Raw genomic sequence first — 15,715 nt, forward strand, 5'->3', positions numbered from 1 at the left:
GCAGCTCCTAGACGGCTTGGGGAAAGCGGAACAACCGGTCGGGGTCGTAGGCACGGCGGACGTCTTCCAGCCGGGAGAGGTGGGGCCCGTAATAGGCCTCGCGCCAGCCGGCGAGCCGCGGATCGCTGTAGTTCTGGTACGCCCGGCCGCTCGCCCAGGGCCGCAGGTCCTGCCAGAGCCCGTCGAGCCAGGCCTGGTGCCGGGCCACATCGGCGCCCGTCGCGGAGCGCGGCCAGTAGGCGAGGTACTGGGCGAGGAAGGCGCTGTCGCGGTGGACGAAGGCGCTGTCGGCAGCGGCGATGCGGTTCAGGGCGCCCCCGCAGACCCCGTCGAACTGCACCACGGCGAGGCCGCCGGCAGGAACCGCGGAGCCGTACCGCCGCACGGCGGCCAGCACCGCGCCGATCGCCGCCTCCGGCAGCCCGGGGGCCGCCCAGAAGTCGGAGCGCGCCGCGTACGAGTCCCGGACCAGCAGGCCCTTCGGGTCCCGGCCGGGCAGGGTGCCCGGCAGCCGGCACTGCTCGGGGCTGCGCTCCAGACAGCCCGCGAGGGCCCGTGCGGTGTCCCCGTAGCTCCGTACGACGCTCCAGCCGTCCCGGACCGGCCGTCCGACCAGGTCCGACAGCCGGGTCAGCTGCCGTTCCAGTGCGGGTCCGCCGTCGAGGCACACCACCCGCACCGCCGGGGGCGCCGCCGCGGCTCCCGCCTCGACCGTGAACTCCACCTGGCTCCAGAACGGGTCCGGGAGCGCGGCCAGCCAGCCCTGCCAGCCGCGCAGCACCGCCGCCGAGTCGCCGGCCGGCCAGTGGAGTTCGGCGAAGGCGCAGTCGCCCGCCGGGTGCGTGGCGAACCGGAACTCGGTGACCACCCCGAAGTTGCCGCCCCCGCCGCCCCGCAGGGCCCAGAACAGCTCCGCGTCCCGGTCGGCGGACACCTCGCGCACGGCGCCGTCGGGGGTGACCACCCGGGCGGCGGTGAGCCGGTCGGAGGTGGTGCCGTAGGTCCGCGAGGACAGGCCCAGGCCGCCGCCGAGGGTGAGTCCGGCGATGCCGACCGACGGGCACAGTCCGGTCGGTACGGCGAGTCCCCGCCCCGCCAGGGCCGCGTTCACGTCGCCGAGCCGGGCCCCCGCGCCGATCCGTACGCCGTCCCCCTCCACGGCCACCGCGGCCATGGCGCCGACGTCGACGACCAGCCCGCCGGCACGGGTCGACCACCCGGCGTAGCCGTGCCCGCCGCTGCGGGCGACCACCGGCACGGGCGCGCGGCGGGCGAAGTCCAGGCAGACGGCCACGTCACCGGCGTGTGCGGGATAGGCCACCGCCGCCGGGGCCACGGAGTCGTACCGGGGCTGGAAAAGCTGCCGGGCCGCGGGGTACTCCGGGTCGGCCGGGAGCACCACCCGCCCGTCGATCCCGCGTGCGAGCGCGCCGTAGTCGGGGCCCCGGCCGGCCGCCCCGACCGAAGCGAGGACGGCCGCGGCCGCACTGCCCAGGACCTGGCGCCGACGGAGGCTCATGCCCCCTTCCTGCCACCGCCCGCACCGATCGGCGTGCAGGCGGGCCCCCACACACCGGGCTGCCCCCCGAACGGCCCACGGGCGGTCGGGGGGCAGCCGGGTCGGTGCCGGGCGGCGGGTTCCGGTCGGCCGGCGCCGGTCAGTCGGTGCCGAACTCCATGGCGGCGCGGTCGAGCATCTGCTCGTCGTCGCCCTCGGCCAGGCCGCGGGAGGCGATGACCTCGGCGCCGCCTTCCGGCATCGCGCCGATCAGCCCGGTCGAGGCGGCCTGCGCGGCGCCGATGAGCGTCTCGTGCGTGTTGCCGACGATGCCGAGAGCGGCGTACTGCTCCAGCTTGGCGCGGGAGTCGGCGATGTCGAGGTTGCGCATGGTGAGCTGGCCGATCCGGTCCACCGGGCCGAAGGCCGAGTCCTCGGTGCGCTCCATCGACAGCTTGTCCGGGTGGTAGCTGAAGGCCGGGCCCGTGGTGTCCAGGATCGAGTAGTCCTCGCCCCGCCGCAGCCGCAGGGTCACCTCGCCGGTGACCGCCGCGCCGACCCAGCGCTGGAGGGACTCGCGGATCATCAGCGCCTGCGGGTCCAGCCAGCGCCCCTCGTACATGAGGCGGCCGAGGCGCCGGCCCTCGTTGTGGTACTGCGCGAGGGTGTCCTCGTTGTGGATCGCGTTGACGAGGCGCTCGTACGCGGCGTGCAGCAGGGCCATGCCCGGCGCCTCGTAGATGCCGCGGCTCTTGGCCTCGATGATCCGGTTCTCGATCTGGTCCGACATGCCCAGGCCGTGGCGGCCGCCGATGGCGTTGGCCTCCATGACCAGCTCGACCGGGGAGGCGAACTCCTTGCCGTTGATCGTCACGGGGCGGCCCTGGTCGAAGCCGATCGTGACGTCCTCGGCGGCGATCTCGACCGAGGGGTCCCAGAACCGGACGCCCATGATCGGCTCGACGGTCTCGACGCCCGTGTCGAGGTGCTCCAGGGTCTTGGCCTCGTGGGTGGCGCCCCAGATGTTGGCGTCGGTGGAGTACGCCTTCTCGGTGCTGTCGCGGTAGGGGAGGTCGTGGGCGAGCAGCCACTCCGACATCTCCTTGCGGCCGCCGAGCTCGGTGACGAAGTCGGCGTCGAGCCACGGCTTGTAGATGCGCAGGTGCGGGTTGGCGAGCAGGCCGTAGCGGTAGAACCGCTCGATGTCGTTGCCCTTGAAGGTGGAGCCGTCGCCCCAGATCTGCACGTCGTCCTCGAGCATCGCCCGGACCAGCAGGGTGCCCGTGACGGCGCGGCCGAGCGGCGTGGTGTTGAAGTAGGCGCGGCCGCCGGACCGGATGTGGAACGCGCCGCACGTGAGCGCGGCCAGACCCTCCTCGACCAGCGCGGCGCGGCAGTCGACCAGGCGCGCGATCTCGGCGCCGTACGCCGTCGCGCGGCCGGGCACCGACGCGATGTCGGGCTCGTCGTACTGGCCGATGTCGGCGGTGTAGGTGCACGGGACGGCACCCTTGTCGCGCATCCACGCGACCGCGACGGAGGTGTCGAGGCCGCCGGAGAAGGCGATGCCGACGCGCTCGCCGGTGGGCAGGGAGGTGAGAACCTTAGACATAGGAAGAGTATGCGTCATCATGCATGTTCATGCAACGTGGTCGGATGTTCGGTATCCGCGCCCCATTCGGTATCCGCGCCCCAGGTGCGGCGGCCTGCTCCCGGCGGCATCGGCGCCGCGGCTCACCCCCCGGCGAGCGGATGGGGCAGCTGAGCCCATTGGTCGCCCGGCACGCCGGGGCTCAGCCGCATCAGGGTGAGCGCCTTGGTGGGCAGCGCGTGCGTCAGCAGGGCCTCCCTGTCGGCGGTGGCCGGCAGTCCGGCCGCCTCGGCGCCGGCGAAGGCCGTCGCGAAGGCCCGGGCCGAGCCGGCGGTCGCGCCCAGCGCCCCGGTCAGCAGGGAACCGAAGAGCTTGCGCCGCAGGGCGGCCACGTCGTCGGTGATCAGCCGCCCGGACAGCGGCGGCAGCGGCAGCCCGTGCTGCGCCAGCCGGGCCGGGCTGATCCGGATGTCGGCGAGATCTCGGTAGACCAGCCGCACCGGGGCGTCGGTGGCGGACAGGACGACCAGCAGGTTCTGGCCGTGGGCCTCCAGGGCCACGCCGAGTTCCAGCACGCGCAGGCACACCGAGAGGGCGAGGTGGGCGAACTCGGCCAGCCAGGCCGCCGAGCGGGCCGGGGGGAACCGGGCCAGCGCCGCCACCGGAAGCACCCGCTCGCCGGCGGCGGTGTCCGCGTACGCCTCCGGCGGCTCGCGCAGCACGGCTGCCAGGTCCGGGCTGTGCGCGGTGGCCGCGCCCAGCGTCCGGGTGACGTGCAGCCGGCCGTCGAGCCGCTCGGACAGGGCCTGGGCGAAGGCGGACACGGCCGCCGCCGTCTCGATCGAGTAGCCGGAGATGTCCCGTACGGAGGAGGTCAGCCGGGTGCTCAGGGCCGTCTTGACGTGCGCCCCGTCCGCCACAGGGGCGAGCGTCCGCAGCGCCATCAGCGGATGCGCCGCGACGCCGGACAAGCGCGGGCGCTCGCCGTCCAGTACGTGCTCCGCCTGCCACGGGTGGACCGGGACCAGGATCCGCCCCCCGTCCCGCAGCTCCGCCGGCCAGCCGCCCGTGACCAGGCACTCCTCGGCCCGTACGGCGACCAGCCCGAGCTCCACGACCGGCCGGTGCTCGGGCGCGTACGCCAGCTGCTCGGCCACCGTGAAACCGGGCCGGGAGCGGCAGTTCGGGTGGTACGGATGCCCGTCGACCACCCGCTGCTCCCACTCCCGGGTGGTCCGCGGGGCGGGGTCCTCCGTGCCAGCGGCCGGCTGTCCGGCCCGGGAGAGCGCGAGGGAGGCGGTGCTCCCGTCGAGCTCGGCGGCGAAATCCTCCCCGTGCGGCACGCCCAGAGCCGTCATCAGCCGCGCGGCCTGCCGGTGGGGCCTGCCGTCGAGCAGCACCTCCTGCACGTACGCCTCGGTGGCGTACGCGTCCGGCAGCGGGCCCTCCAGGCGACCGCCCCCGGCCAGCCGCAGCGCCAGGCCCCCGGAGCCCCGCTCCCGGCCCACCACCCACGGCAGCGGTTCGTAGGCCAGGGCCCGCCACAGCCGGGTCAGCACGGCGGCCCGTGCCCCGCCGAGCGCGCCGGTGTACGCCGGCTCGAGCGCGGGGCGCACCGCGGCCAGCTCGGCTGCGACGGCCTCTTCGGCAGGGGAGTCGGGAAAGTACATGCTGGAAGCTCCGCACATCGGGATATCGCTTTTCAGGATGATCACGTCATCATCGCGGATACTGATGATCACGGCCGGTGGACGCCTTCGCGAACCTCCGGCACACCGGACAGGACCGAATGGAACCCGTGGACTTCAACGCCGCCGCCGACGCCTACGCGGCCACCCCGCTCCTGAACTGCCTGCTCCGGGAGGCCGCCGAGCCGGCCGGGGGGCACGGCACGGGGGTCCACCGGCTCCGCGGCAGCGGCCGGCTGCTGCGGGTGCGGGGCGTCCGCCGGCCCGAGCGCCCCGAACTGCGCACGGCGGACGGCTGGCATCCGCTCAGCCACGCCGAGCTGGTCAAACTCACCTCCGACGAACTGGGCCGCTACACGGGCGTCCCGAACGACGAACTGCCGGTCGAGATCAACGACAGCCGGGACACCGTCGCCGCGCTGCTGGCGGCCCGCTCCGTCGCCCGGACCCCGGCCGACCCGTACCTCCTCTCCGAGCAGTCCCTGGTCATGGGCCACCCGCACCACCCCGCGCCCAAGGCCCGCGGCGGGGCCCCGGCCGGGAGCTGGCTGCCCTACGCGCCGGAGGCCCACGCCCGCTTCCCGCTGGTCTTCCTGGGGCTGCGCGAGGACCAGGCCGCCGAGGAGGGCGGGCCGGCCGCCGCCGCGGCGATCGACTCCCTCGCCGACGCCCTCGACGGGCCGCGCCCGCCCGCCGGATACCGGCTGCTGCCGGCCCACCCCTGGCAGCTGGACCTGGTCGGCTCCCGGCCGGCGGTCCGCGAGGCCTTCGCCGACGGGCGGCTGCTGCGGCTCGGCGAGAGCCGTCTGCCCGCCTGGCCCACCGCCTCGATCCGGACCCTGTACGTACCCGGGCCTCCGGCCGACGCGTTCGTGAAGTTCAGCCTCGACGTCCGGATCACCAACGACGTACGCCGGCTGTGGCGCCACGACCTGCTGAAGCTGCGCCGCACCGACGCCGCCGTCGAAGCCGGGTTCGCCGCGCTGCGCCGGGCGGGGTCGGGTGCGGCCTGGCTCGCCGACCGCGGCTACCGCACTGCGGGCTTCGCCTTCGAGGAGCTCGCCGTCCTGGTCCGCGACGGCTTCGGCGCCCGCGACGGGCGCGCCCGCACCGCGCCCGGGGCCACTCCGCTGCTGGCGGCCGCACTCGCCGAGGGCTACGCCGGAAGCCCGCTCGCGCGCACCGCCGACCCGGCGGGATGGTGGCGGGCGTACCTGCGCCACGTCGTGCCCCCGGTACTGGAGCTGTTCGCCCGCCACGGCATCGTGCTGGAGGCGCACCTCCAGAACACCCTGGTCGCGGTGGACGGGGCGGGCCTGCCGGTCCAGGCCCTCTTCCGCGACGCGGAGGGGGTCAAGCTCCTGCCCGACCTCGAGCGGGCGGCGGCCTGGCAGCGGCTGGTCTACTGCCTGGTCGTCAACCACCTGGCGGAGATGGCCGGGGCGCTCGCCGAGCGTCATCCGGACATCTCCCGGCTCGTGTGGCCGGCCGTACGGGAGGAGTTCCTGCGCTACGACGCCGAGCGCGGGCTCCCCGAGATCGGGGAGCTGCTCAGCGCGCCGACCCTGCCGGCCAAGACCAACCTGCTGCTGCGCTGGACCCGCGCGGACGGCGCGGACGCCCGCTACCTGCCGCTCGCGAACCCGCTGCGGGGGTAGGGAACCGGCCAAGGTGTGGGCGTTCCGTGACGTCCCCTCACTCAAAGGTATAGACCAATGCTAGGTTGGTCGGGCAGACCGCGCAGTCCTTGACCACCCGTCAGAGGAGAAGCCATGCCCTCCCCTTCGCGGGGCGGCGGCCCGGCCGCAAGCCCCAAGTACCAGCGGATCGCCGCAGCGCTACGGGACGAACTCCACCGCGCCGCGCACCTCCCCGGCGGCAGGCTGCCGTCCGAGCGCAGCCTGGCCGCCCGCTACCAGGTCAACCGTCAGACCATCAGGGCCGCGCTCCAGCACCTGCGCGAGGAGGGCCTCGTGGTCACCGGCCGCCGGGGCACGCGCGTCGCCGCCGCGGCTCCCGTACCCGGGGCGTCCGCGCCCGCACCGGACCGTGCGCCCGTACCGGTGGCCGCGCCGGAGCTGACCCCCGTACCGGTCCGTATGCAGAGCTGGCTGACGCTGGTCACCGTGCCGCCCTCGCTCGGCCGGCTGCTCGGCATCACCGGCGGCGAGCGCACCCTCGTCCACCACCGGCGCGAACGGGGCCCGGCGGGCGAGGCCGTGCGGCACGCGGTCACCTACCTCAGCCGGGAGGCCGTCGCGCAGAGCCCCGAGCTCGCCCGCTACCGCGACCGGCCGCCGGCGGTCCGCGACGAGGACCTGAGGCCCCTGCACCGCTGGCTGGAGCGGGCCGAGGCGACCGGCCGGGTCGCCGAGACCCTGACCCTGACCCGCACCGTCCGGCCGCCGGACGCCGCCCAGTCCTGCGGCCTGACCGTGCGCCGCACCCTGCACGACACCTCGGGCCGGCTGCTGACTATCACCGACCTGGCCTTTCCCACCTGGGACCGGCTGACCTTCCACCGCGACCACCGCCCCGTCGCCGGCTTCCGCGTCACGTAGAAGGGTCGAAGGCCGGGGCGATCCCGAGGAGCTCGCCGGCCTCCGCGTCGGCCGGATCCCGGGACGGGGCCGGGGCGGCCGGGTCGGCGGCGGCGCCGGTCAGCAGGGCGAGCAGGCCGGCCACCTGGACGCCCGCCTCGGCCGGGTGGCGGAAGACCGCGCCGGGGGAGATCTCGTACCGGTTGCGCCGCCCGTCGCGGACGCGCCGCAGGTACCCGTCGGTCTCCAGGTCGGTGACGATGGTCTGGACGGTGCGCTCGGTCAGTCCGCACACGGCGGCGACGTCCCTGAGCCGCACGGCCGGGTCCCGGGCGATGGTCACCAGAACGCGGGCGTGATTCGTCAGGAACGTCCAGTTGTTCCGCTGAGACATGCTCCCCATACCACCATGATGCGATGTGTGATTCACGTGACGCAAGACGTGAAACACATTTCCGGTAATTCTTGACGGGAGAGAAGAAGAGGTCCACCATCTACGGCAGTCAAGGTCCCGCGCCGCAAGCCGACCAGCCCAAGGAGCGAACCCCATGCCGGTCCCTGCCCCGTCCTCCCATACCGCCGCCGTCACGGACGGCGTCCCCGCCCCCACGGCCGCACCCGCCGCCGTCCCGAGCCCGCGCCGGAGCGCCGACTCCGCGGCCCTCAGCGCCGGCGTACCGCGGATCGACGATCCCCGGGAGATGGCCCCGGCGGACGCGAGGGAGCTCTCGAAGGTCTTCTTCCGGCGACTGCGCGCCCTGTCCGAGGGCACCCCGGAATACCAGTACGTCCGCAACACCCTCATTGAGATGAACGCCTCACTCGTCCAGTACGCCGTGCGCCGCTTCCGCAGCCGCGGGGAGGGCGGTGACATCGAGGACATCGTCCAGGTCGGCACCATCGGCCTGATCAAGGCCATCGACCGGTTCGACCCGGCCCGCGAGAACGAGTTCTCCACCCTCGCCATGCCGTACATCACGGGCGAGATCAAGCGGCACTTCCGCGACACGTCCTGGGCCGTCCGCGTCCCGCGCCGGCTCCAGGAGCTGCGCATCGACATCGCGAAGGCGAAGGAGACGCTGACGAGCGAGCTCGACCGGTCGCCCACGGTCGCGGATCTCGCCGAACGCCTCGACCTCTCGGAGGAAGAGGTGATCGAAGGGCTCTTCGCCGCCAACGCACACACCAGCGGCTCCCTGGACGCCCCGCAGGCCGCCCTGTCCGAGTACGGCGGCGGCCCGTCCGAGGGGCACACGCTCGCCGAGGTCATCGGCGAGGAGGAGCCGGCCATGGAACTGGTCGAGGACATCCAGACCCTGGCGCCGCTGCTGGAACGGCTGGGCGAGCGCGAACGCCGCATGCTGCGGATGCGCTTCGGCGAGGAGCTGACCCAGGCCCAGATCGGCGCCGAGCTCGGCATCTCGCAGATGCAGGTCTCGCGGCTGCTGAACCGGATCCTGGGGCACCTGCGCGACTCCATGCTCGAGGACGAGCCCGGGGCCGGGCAGCGGACCGCTGCCGTGAGGTAGATCACCTTTGCGTTTGCTCGGGTGAATGCCGGGAACGGGCGGGGCTGGAGCGGAACCATGTGCTCCGGCGCAGCCCGCCGGAGCGCGTGGCGCACGCGGGCAGATCCCGTCCCGCTCCACGGCCCGCCGGCCGGACCGGCGCGCGCCGTACCCGGTACGACCCGCGAGGTGTATGTGTCCACGCTCCAGGCCGAGCACGTCTACAAGGTGTTCGGCAGACACCCCGGCGACCAGGCGGCCGCGGTCCGCGCGCTGCGGGACGGCGCCGGCCGCGAGGAGCTGCGCGCCGGCGGCACGACGGCCGCGGTCATCGACGCCTCCTTCAGCGTCGAGCCCGGCCAGATCTTCGTGGTCATGGGTCTGTCGGGATCCGGCAAGTCCACGCTGCTGCGCATGCTCAACGGACTGCTGGAGCCCACCGCGGGACGCATCCTCTTCGACGGCGAGGACCTCACCGCGCTCGGGGCGCGCGAGCTGCGCCGGGTCCGCTCCACCAAGATCAGCATGGTCTTCCAGCACTTCGCACTGTTCCCGCACCGGGACGTCCTCGAGAACGCCGCGTACGGACTGGAGGTCCAGGGCGTCCCCCGGGCCGAGCGCGAACGCCGGGCCGCCGAGGCCCTGGCGCTGTGCGGTCTCGGCGGCTGGGAGAAGTCCTGGCCCGACGAGCTCTCCGGCGGCATGCAGCAGCGCGTGGGCCTGGCCCGCGCCCTGGCCACCGACGCCGACCTGCTGCTGATGGACGAGTCCTTCAGCGCCCTCGACCCGCTGATCCGCCGCGACATGCAGGACCAGCTCCTCGAACTGCAGCGGCGGCTGAAGAAGACCATCGTCTTCATCACCCACGACCTCAACGAGGCCATGCGCCTGGGTGACGGCATCGCCGTGATGCGCGACGGGCGCATCGTCCAGCAGGGCACCGCCGAGGACATCCTCATCCGGCCCGCCGACGACTACGTCGCCTCCTTCATCCAGGACGTGGACCGCTCGCGCGTGCTCACGGCCGACGCCGTCATGGACGAGCCCACCGGCGCGGGCGCCTGCGCCTGCCCGACCGTCCACGCCGACACCCCGCTCGCCGACCTGTGCGCCGTCAGCGCCCGCGTCCCGCACCCGGTCGCCGTGACCGGCGCGGACGGCGCGGTCATCGGCTCGGTTCCGCAGGACCGGCTCATCGCCTTCATCGGTGACGAACCGCGGCCCCCGATGGCCTGCGCGGAGGTGGCGGCCTGATGCCCCGTCTGCACCTCGGCGCCTGGGTCGACCGCGGCGTCGACTTCCTCCAGAGCCACCTGTCCTGGCTGTTCGACGCCATCAGCGCCGTCGTCACCGGCCTCTACGACGGCATCGACGCCGTCCTGTCCGCACCCGCCCCGCTGCTGTTCGCGGGCATCCTCGCCGTCGGCGCCTGGTGGCTGCGCGGGCTCCTCGCGGGCCTGCTGGCCTTCGCGGGCTTCGCCCTCGTCGACTCCGTGGGCCTGTGGTCCGAGGCCATGTCCACGCTGTCCCTGGTCCTGGTCGCCACCCTCGTCACGCTGCTGTTCGCCGTCCCGCTCGGCATAGGGGCCTCGCGCTCCGACCGGGTCAGCGCCGTCCTGCGGCCGGTCCTGGACTTCATGCAGACCATGCCGGCCATGGTCTACCTGATCCCCGGCATCATCTTCTTCGGGGTGGGCGTGGTGCCCGGCATCATCGCCACCATCATCTTCTCGCTGCCGCCGGGCGTGCGGATGACCGAGCTCGGCATCCGTCAGGTCGACCCGGACCTGGTGGAGGCCGCGGACGCCTTCGGTACCGCACCGCGCGACACCCTGGTCCGCGTCCAGCTGCCGCTCGCCCTGCCGAGCATCATGGCGGGCGTCAACCAGGTCATCATGCTCGGCCTGTCCATGGTCGTCATCGCGGGCATGGTCGGCGGCGGCGGTCTCGGCGGCGCCGTCTACCGGGCCATCGGCAACGTCGACATCGGCCTCGGGTTCGAGGCGGGCATCTCGATCGTGATCCTGGCCATGTACCTCGACCGGATGACCGGGGCGCTCGGCAGCCAGGTCTCCCCGCTCGGCCGGCGTGCCCTCGCCACGGTACGGTCCGCCGCCACCGGCGCGGCCCGCCTGTGGACCCACCGCCCCCAGCCCGCCCACGCCCTCACCGGGGCCGTCGTCCTCGCCCTCGTCGCCGCGGGCCTGGGCACCTTCGGCGGCCCGGCCGCCCAGGACGGACCGGCCGGCGCCGCGGACGTCGGCAAGGGCCGCACGCTCTCCGTCGGCTACATCCCGTGGGACGAGGGCATCGCCTCCACCTTCCTGTGGAAGGAGCTCCTGGAGCGGCGCGGCTTCAAGGTCGACACCCGCCAGCTGGAGGCCGGCGCGCTCTACACGGGCCTGGCCGGCGGCCAGCTGGACTTCCAGACCGACGCCTGGCTGCCCGTCACGCACGCCCAGTACTGGGAGAAGTACGGGAACGAGCTGGAGGACCTCGGCTCCTGGTACGGCCCCACCTCCCTGGAGCTGTCCGTGCCCTCGTACGTGAAGGACGTGCGCTCGCTGGCCGACCTCAAGGGCAAGTCCGCACGGTTCAAGGGCCGCATCATCGGCATCGAGCCGAGCGCGGGCGTCATGTCGATCCTGAAGGACAAGGTCCTCAAGGAGTACGGGCTGGAAGGCGAGTACCAGGTCGTCGACGGGTCGACCCCCGGCATGCTCGCCGAGCTCAAGCGGGCCTACGACAAGAAGGAGCCCGTCGTGACCGTGCTGTGGTCCCCGCACTGGGCGTACTCCACGTACGAGCTCACCAAGCTGGAGGACCCGAAGGGGGTCTGGGGCACGGGTGACGGCATCCACACCCTGGCCCGCAAGGGGTTCGCCGCCGACGAGCCCGACGTGGCGCGGTGGCTGAGCTCCTTCAAGCTCACCGAGCAGCAGCTGACCAGCCTGGAGGCCGAGATCCAAGGCACCGGCAAGGGCAAGGAGCAGCAGGCGGTCCGCGCCTGGCTGGCCGAGCACCCCGAGGTCGACGAGCTCGCCTGACCGCGTGCCCCGGGGTCCACGCCGTGTGGACTCCGGGGCGGCCGGGCGGTGAGCGGGCAGGGATGGGTGCGGTTGGTCCCAAGTGCCCCCAAGAGGACCGGAATCCTCCTGCGGACCTACCTCTGACCAGCCAGAACCCTGGACGATTCGCCCGTGCGGTCGAGGGCTCCTGCATGGCACAGTGCGATCAGTCCAACCGCACGACCAGGGAGCCTCCATGCGCGATCCGCACTGCACGCCGCTCGCGGCCGCACCCGAGTCCCCTCCGGAGCCCGCCCCGCTGCCCCGCTGTCCGGTGTGCGACGGTGCGCCGGAGCGCATTTCCTGGCGACAGCGGCGGGGCCGGCCGGTGGTGCTGGTCTTCGACCCCTGCGGCCACCGGTGGTCTTCCTCGGCCCCGCCGGTGCTGACGGTCACCGTCTGAGAGGCCTGCGGCTGCACCTTTCCTGCGCAAAGTTGCGCGGTAGGAAGAGATTTCGAGCATCATCCTTCAATGGGGCGCGGTCGAGCGCTATCTTGTCAGGCGCATGCCAAAGAGGTGTGTCCGCGATCCGGACCGCACGAGGAGCTGCCCCATGAGACTGCCAGGCATCCGCAGGACGAGGCCGGGGACGAGGCCGGGGACGAGGGCCGGGAGGAGGCTGGGGACGAGGGCCGGGGCCAGGGCCCACCACCCACCCCGCCTGCGGCGGATCCGGGCCGCCCTCTTGGCCGCCTCCCTCGCCGTCGCGGGTCTGGCCGCCGCCGGGCCGGTCGCCTCGCCCGCCGCCGCGGCCCCCGCCGGAGCCACCGCCACGGCCGGCAACGTCACCGGCTTCAGCCAGGCCGGCGCCACCTTTACCGTCACGGCCTCCAGCGGCGCCAAGGCCCGCGTGGTCGTCGCCCGGGCCGACATCTTCCGGCTCTGGCTCTCGCCCGACGGGTCCTTCACCAAAGACCCGGCCGGCACCGACCTCGCGCCGACCACCGACTTCGGCCCGGTCACGACGGGCTGGAGCGACGCGGGCACGTACTACCGGATCACCACCGGCGCCCTGTCCATCCGGGTCAACAAGTCCCCCCTCCGGTTCTCCGTCTACCGGGCCGACAACACCACACTCGTCTGGCAGGAGACCCAGCCCACCACGTGGACCGGCAGCCAGACCACCCAGTACCTGGCCAGGGGCGCGGACGAGCAGTTCTACGGGACCGGCCTGCGCCTGGGCGAATGGGCGCTGCGCGGCAAGACCGTGCCCGTCGCGGTCGACAACAAGTGGCGGGAGAACAACAACGCCAGCCCCGCCCCCTTCTACATGTCCACCAACGGCTACGGCGTCATGCGCAACACCTGGGCGCCGGGCTCATACGCCTTCAACGCGCCCACCGCACTGACCCACGACGAGAGCCGCTTCGACGCCTGGTACTTCACCGGCGACTCCCTCAAGTCCGTGCTCGACGCCTACACCGACGTCAGCGGCAAACCGTTCCTGGCACCGATGTGGGGCTTCGAACTGGGCAACGCCGACTGCTTCAACGCCTCCAACCCCGACTACCAGGGCGACCACGACCGTCTGCGCCACCAGACCACCCCGGACGTCGTCGGGTACGCGGCCGACGCCCGCGCCGCCGACATGCCCTCGGGCTGGTTCCTGCCCAACGACGGCTACGGCTGCGGCTACACCGCGCCCCTGAAGTCGACGGTGGACGCGCTCAAGGCCAAGGGCTTCCAGACCGGACTGTGGACCTCCACCGGACTCGGCTCCATCGCCGACGAGGTGGGAACGGCAGGCACCCGCGGCGTGAAGACGGACGTGGCCTGGATCGGCAGCGGCTACAAGTACGCCTTCGACGGGGTGCAGCAGGCCGTCGACGGGATCGAGAAGAACTCCGACGCCCGGCGCTACGTCTGGACCGTCGACGGCTGGGCCGGCACCCAGCGCAACGCCGTCGTGTGGACCGGTGACACCCACGGCACGTGGGACGACATGCGCTGGCACGTGCCCGCGATCGCCGGCGCGGGCCTGTCCGCCCTGAACTACGCCTCCGGCGACGTCGACGGCATCTTCGGCGGCAGCCCGAAGACCTACACCCGCGACCTCCAGTGGAAGGCCTTCACGCCCGCCTTCATGACCATGTCCGGCTGGGGCGCGACCAACCCGTCCGCCGGATACCAGGACAAGCAGCCCTGGCGCTTCGCGGAGCCCTACCTCTCCATCAACCGCAAGTACCTCCAGCTCAAGATGCGGCTGATGCCGTACCTCTACACGATGAGCAGGACCGCCCACGAGACCGGCGTGCCCAGCACCCGCGCGATGGTCCTGGAGTACCCCGACGACCCGGTGGCCCGCGGGAACCTCACCAGCGGCCAGTTCATGGCCGGTGACTCCCTCCTCGTCGCGCCCGTCGTCTCCGACACCTCCGTCCGCGACGGGATCTACCTCCCCGCCGGCACCTGGACGGACTACTGGACGGGCCGCACCTACGCGGGCCCGGGCTGGCTGAACGGCTACCAGGCCCCGCTCGACACGCTGCCGCTCTTCGTCAAGGGCGGCGCCGTCGTGCCGATGTGGCCGCAGATGAACCACACGGGCGAGAAGCCGGTCTCCACCCTCACCTACGACATCCACCCCCGCGGCGCCTCCTCCTTCAGCCTCTACGAGGACGACGGCCGCACCCGAGCCCACCAGTCCGGTGCCTTCGCCCGCCAGCAGGTCGACGTCACCGCCCCGGCCTCGGGAACCGGCACGGTCACCGTGTCCGTCGGGGCCCCCACCGGCAGCTACACCGGCAAGCCGGCCTCCCGGGGCTACGAGTTCACCCTCCACGTGGCCTCCGCGCCCACCGCCCTCACGGCGGACGGAGCCCCCCTGCCCCGCCTGACCTCCAAGGCGGCCTACGATGCGGCCGCCTCGGGCTGGTTCTTCGACCCGGCGGACCGCTCCGGAATCCTGTGGATCAAGACGGGTACGAAGTCGGGGGCGTTCAGCGTCTCGGCCGCGGGCACCACCGTCCCGGCGGCGGGCGCCCTGCCCTCCTCCAGCCCCATCGCCCAGTCGGGCTGGTCCCTGGTCTCGGCCGACAGCCAGGAGACCGCCGCCGAGAACGGCGCAGCCGTCAACGCCTTCGACGGCAACCCGGCCACGCTGTGGCACACCGCCTGGTCCTCCGGGAAGCCGGCCGCGCTCCCGCACGAGATCCAGCTCGACCTCGGTGCCCGCTACGCGGTGGACGGACTGGGCTACCTGCCCCGCCAGGACGGCGGGGTCAACGGCCGCATCGGCGACTACGAGGTCTACGTCTCCGACACCACCGCGGACTGGGGCCCACCCGTGGCGAGCGGCTCCTTCGCCGACACCGCGGCCCCCAAGACCGCCGCCCTGTCCGTGAAGAGCGGCCGCTACCTGCGGCTGAAAGCCCTCACCGAGGCCGGCGGACGCGGCCCCTGGACCAGTGCCGCGGAGATCACCCTCACCGGACGCCCGGCCCCGCTGCCCGCCGACGCCACGCTCGTCAACGCCGCGTCCGGCAGCTGTCTGGACCTGCCGCACAGCGACACCGCCCCGGGCACCGCACCCACCCTCTACACCTGCCACGGCGGACCGAACCAGCGCTGGACGCTACAGGGCGACGGCCGCCTCACCGGCCTCGCCGGAGTCTGCCTGGACGGGGCCGACCCCGCCCGGGTGACCATCCGGACCTGCGACGGAAGCGCCGGCCAGACCTGGCAGGCGGGCCCCCAGAGCACCCTGCGCACCGCCGGCCAGTGCCTCACCCCGGCCGGATCCGGCACCGCCAACGGCACCCTCCTCACCCGCGCCGCCTGCGACGGCGCGGCCGCCCAACGCTGGACCTTCACCCCCTGAC

General features: G+C 73.5%; 11 protein-coding genes. 7 read left to right on the top strand and 4 right to left on the bottom strand.

The window, feature by feature from the left end; all coding sequences use genetic code 11:
* Positions 1-7: 7 nt before the first annotated feature.
* The 3 genes from AB0D44_RS07895 to AB0D44_RS07905 all read right to left on the bottom strand — a co-directional run bounded on the left by AB0D44_RS07895 (position 8) and on the right by AB0D44_RS07905 (position 4,759).
* Positions 8-1,519, bottom strand: coding sequence for an FAD-binding oxidoreductase (locus AB0D44_RS07895; RefSeq protein WP_362586052.1), 1,512 nt, complete (start codon positions 1,517-1,519; stop codon positions 8-10).
* Between the two features lie 139 nt (positions 1,520-1,658).
* Positions 1,659-3,110, bottom strand: coding sequence for an argininosuccinate synthase (gene argG / locus AB0D44_RS07900; RefSeq protein ID WP_362586055.1), 1,452 nt, complete (start codon positions 3,108-3,110; stop codon positions 1,659-1,661).
* 122 nt (positions 3,111-3,232) lie between these two features.
* Complete coding sequence (locus AB0D44_RS07905; protein ID WP_362586058.1) at positions 3,233-4,759, bottom strand: IucA/IucC family protein; 1,527 nt, start codon at positions 4,757-4,759, stop codon at positions 3,233-3,235.
* 119 nt (positions 4,760-4,878) lie between these two features.
* Between AB0D44_RS07905 and AB0D44_RS07910 the strand changes: the two genes are divergently transcribed.
* Entirely contained in the window at positions 4,879-6,435 is a 1,557-nt protein-coding gene (locus AB0D44_RS07910) for an IucA/IucC family protein (RefSeq protein ID WP_362586188.1), read from the top strand.
* A gap of 114 nt (positions 6,436-6,549) precedes the next feature.
* Positions 6,550-7,338: a GntR family transcriptional regulator gene (locus tag AB0D44_RS07915; RefSeq protein ID WP_362586061.1), complete on the top strand. Its 789-nt coding sequence runs from the start codon at positions 6,550-6,552 to the stop codon at positions 7,336-7,338.
* Here the strand turns inward: AB0D44_RS07915 and AB0D44_RS07920 are convergent.
* Complete coding sequence (locus AB0D44_RS07920) at positions 7,331-7,720, bottom strand: helix-turn-helix domain-containing protein (protein ID WP_362586064.1); 390 nt, start codon at positions 7,718-7,720, stop codon at positions 7,331-7,333. The two genes, AB0D44_RS07915 and AB0D44_RS07920, sit on opposite strands and share 8 nt — an antisense overlap.
* 145 nt (positions 7,721-7,865) lie before the next feature.
* On the opposite strand from AB0D44_RS07920, the gene AB0D44_RS07925 reads away from it, so the two are divergent.
* The 5 genes from AB0D44_RS07925 (at position 7,866) to AB0D44_RS07945 (ending at position 15,714) form a co-directional block, all read left to right on the top strand.
* Positions 7,866-8,846 carry a SigB/SigF/SigG family RNA polymerase sigma factor gene (locus AB0D44_RS07925; RefSeq protein WP_362586067.1) on the top strand — a complete coding sequence of 327 codons (981 nt, stop codon included), beginning with the start codon at positions 7,866-7,868 and terminating at the stop codon, positions 8,844-8,846.
* A 174-nt stretch (positions 8,847-9,020) separates the two neighbouring features.
* Positions 9,021-10,079, top strand: a complete 1,059-nt coding sequence (locus AB0D44_RS07930) for a betaine/proline/choline family ABC transporter ATP-binding protein (protein ID WP_362586191.1) — start codon at positions 9,021-9,023, stop codon at positions 10,077-10,079.
* Positions 10,079-11,872 carry an ABC transporter permease/substrate binding protein gene (locus AB0D44_RS07935; RefSeq protein ID WP_362586070.1) on the top strand — a complete coding sequence of 598 codons (1,794 nt, stop codon included), beginning with the start codon at positions 10,079-10,081 and terminating at the stop codon, positions 11,870-11,872. The genes AB0D44_RS07930 and AB0D44_RS07935 overlap by 1 nt, the downstream gene beginning before the upstream one ends.
* 217 nt (positions 11,873-12,089) lie before the next feature.
* Entirely contained in the window at positions 12,090-12,296 is a 207-nt protein-coding gene (locus AB0D44_RS07940; protein WP_362586073.1) for a hypothetical protein, read from the top strand.
* A 283-nt stretch (positions 12,297-12,579) separates the two neighbouring features.
* Positions 12,580-15,714 (top strand): TIM-barrel domain-containing protein, encoded by a 3,135-nt coding sequence (locus tag AB0D44_RS07945; RefSeq protein ID WP_362586076.1) that lies wholly within the window; start codon positions 12,580-12,582, stop codon positions 15,712-15,714.
* Position 15,715 lies beyond the last annotated feature (1 nt).

Source organism: Streptomyces sp. NPDC048349, from assembly GCF_040651925.1.
In the GTDB taxonomy this organism is placed as follows: Bacteria; Actinomycetota; Actinomycetes; order Streptomycetales; family Streptomycetaceae; genus Streptomyces.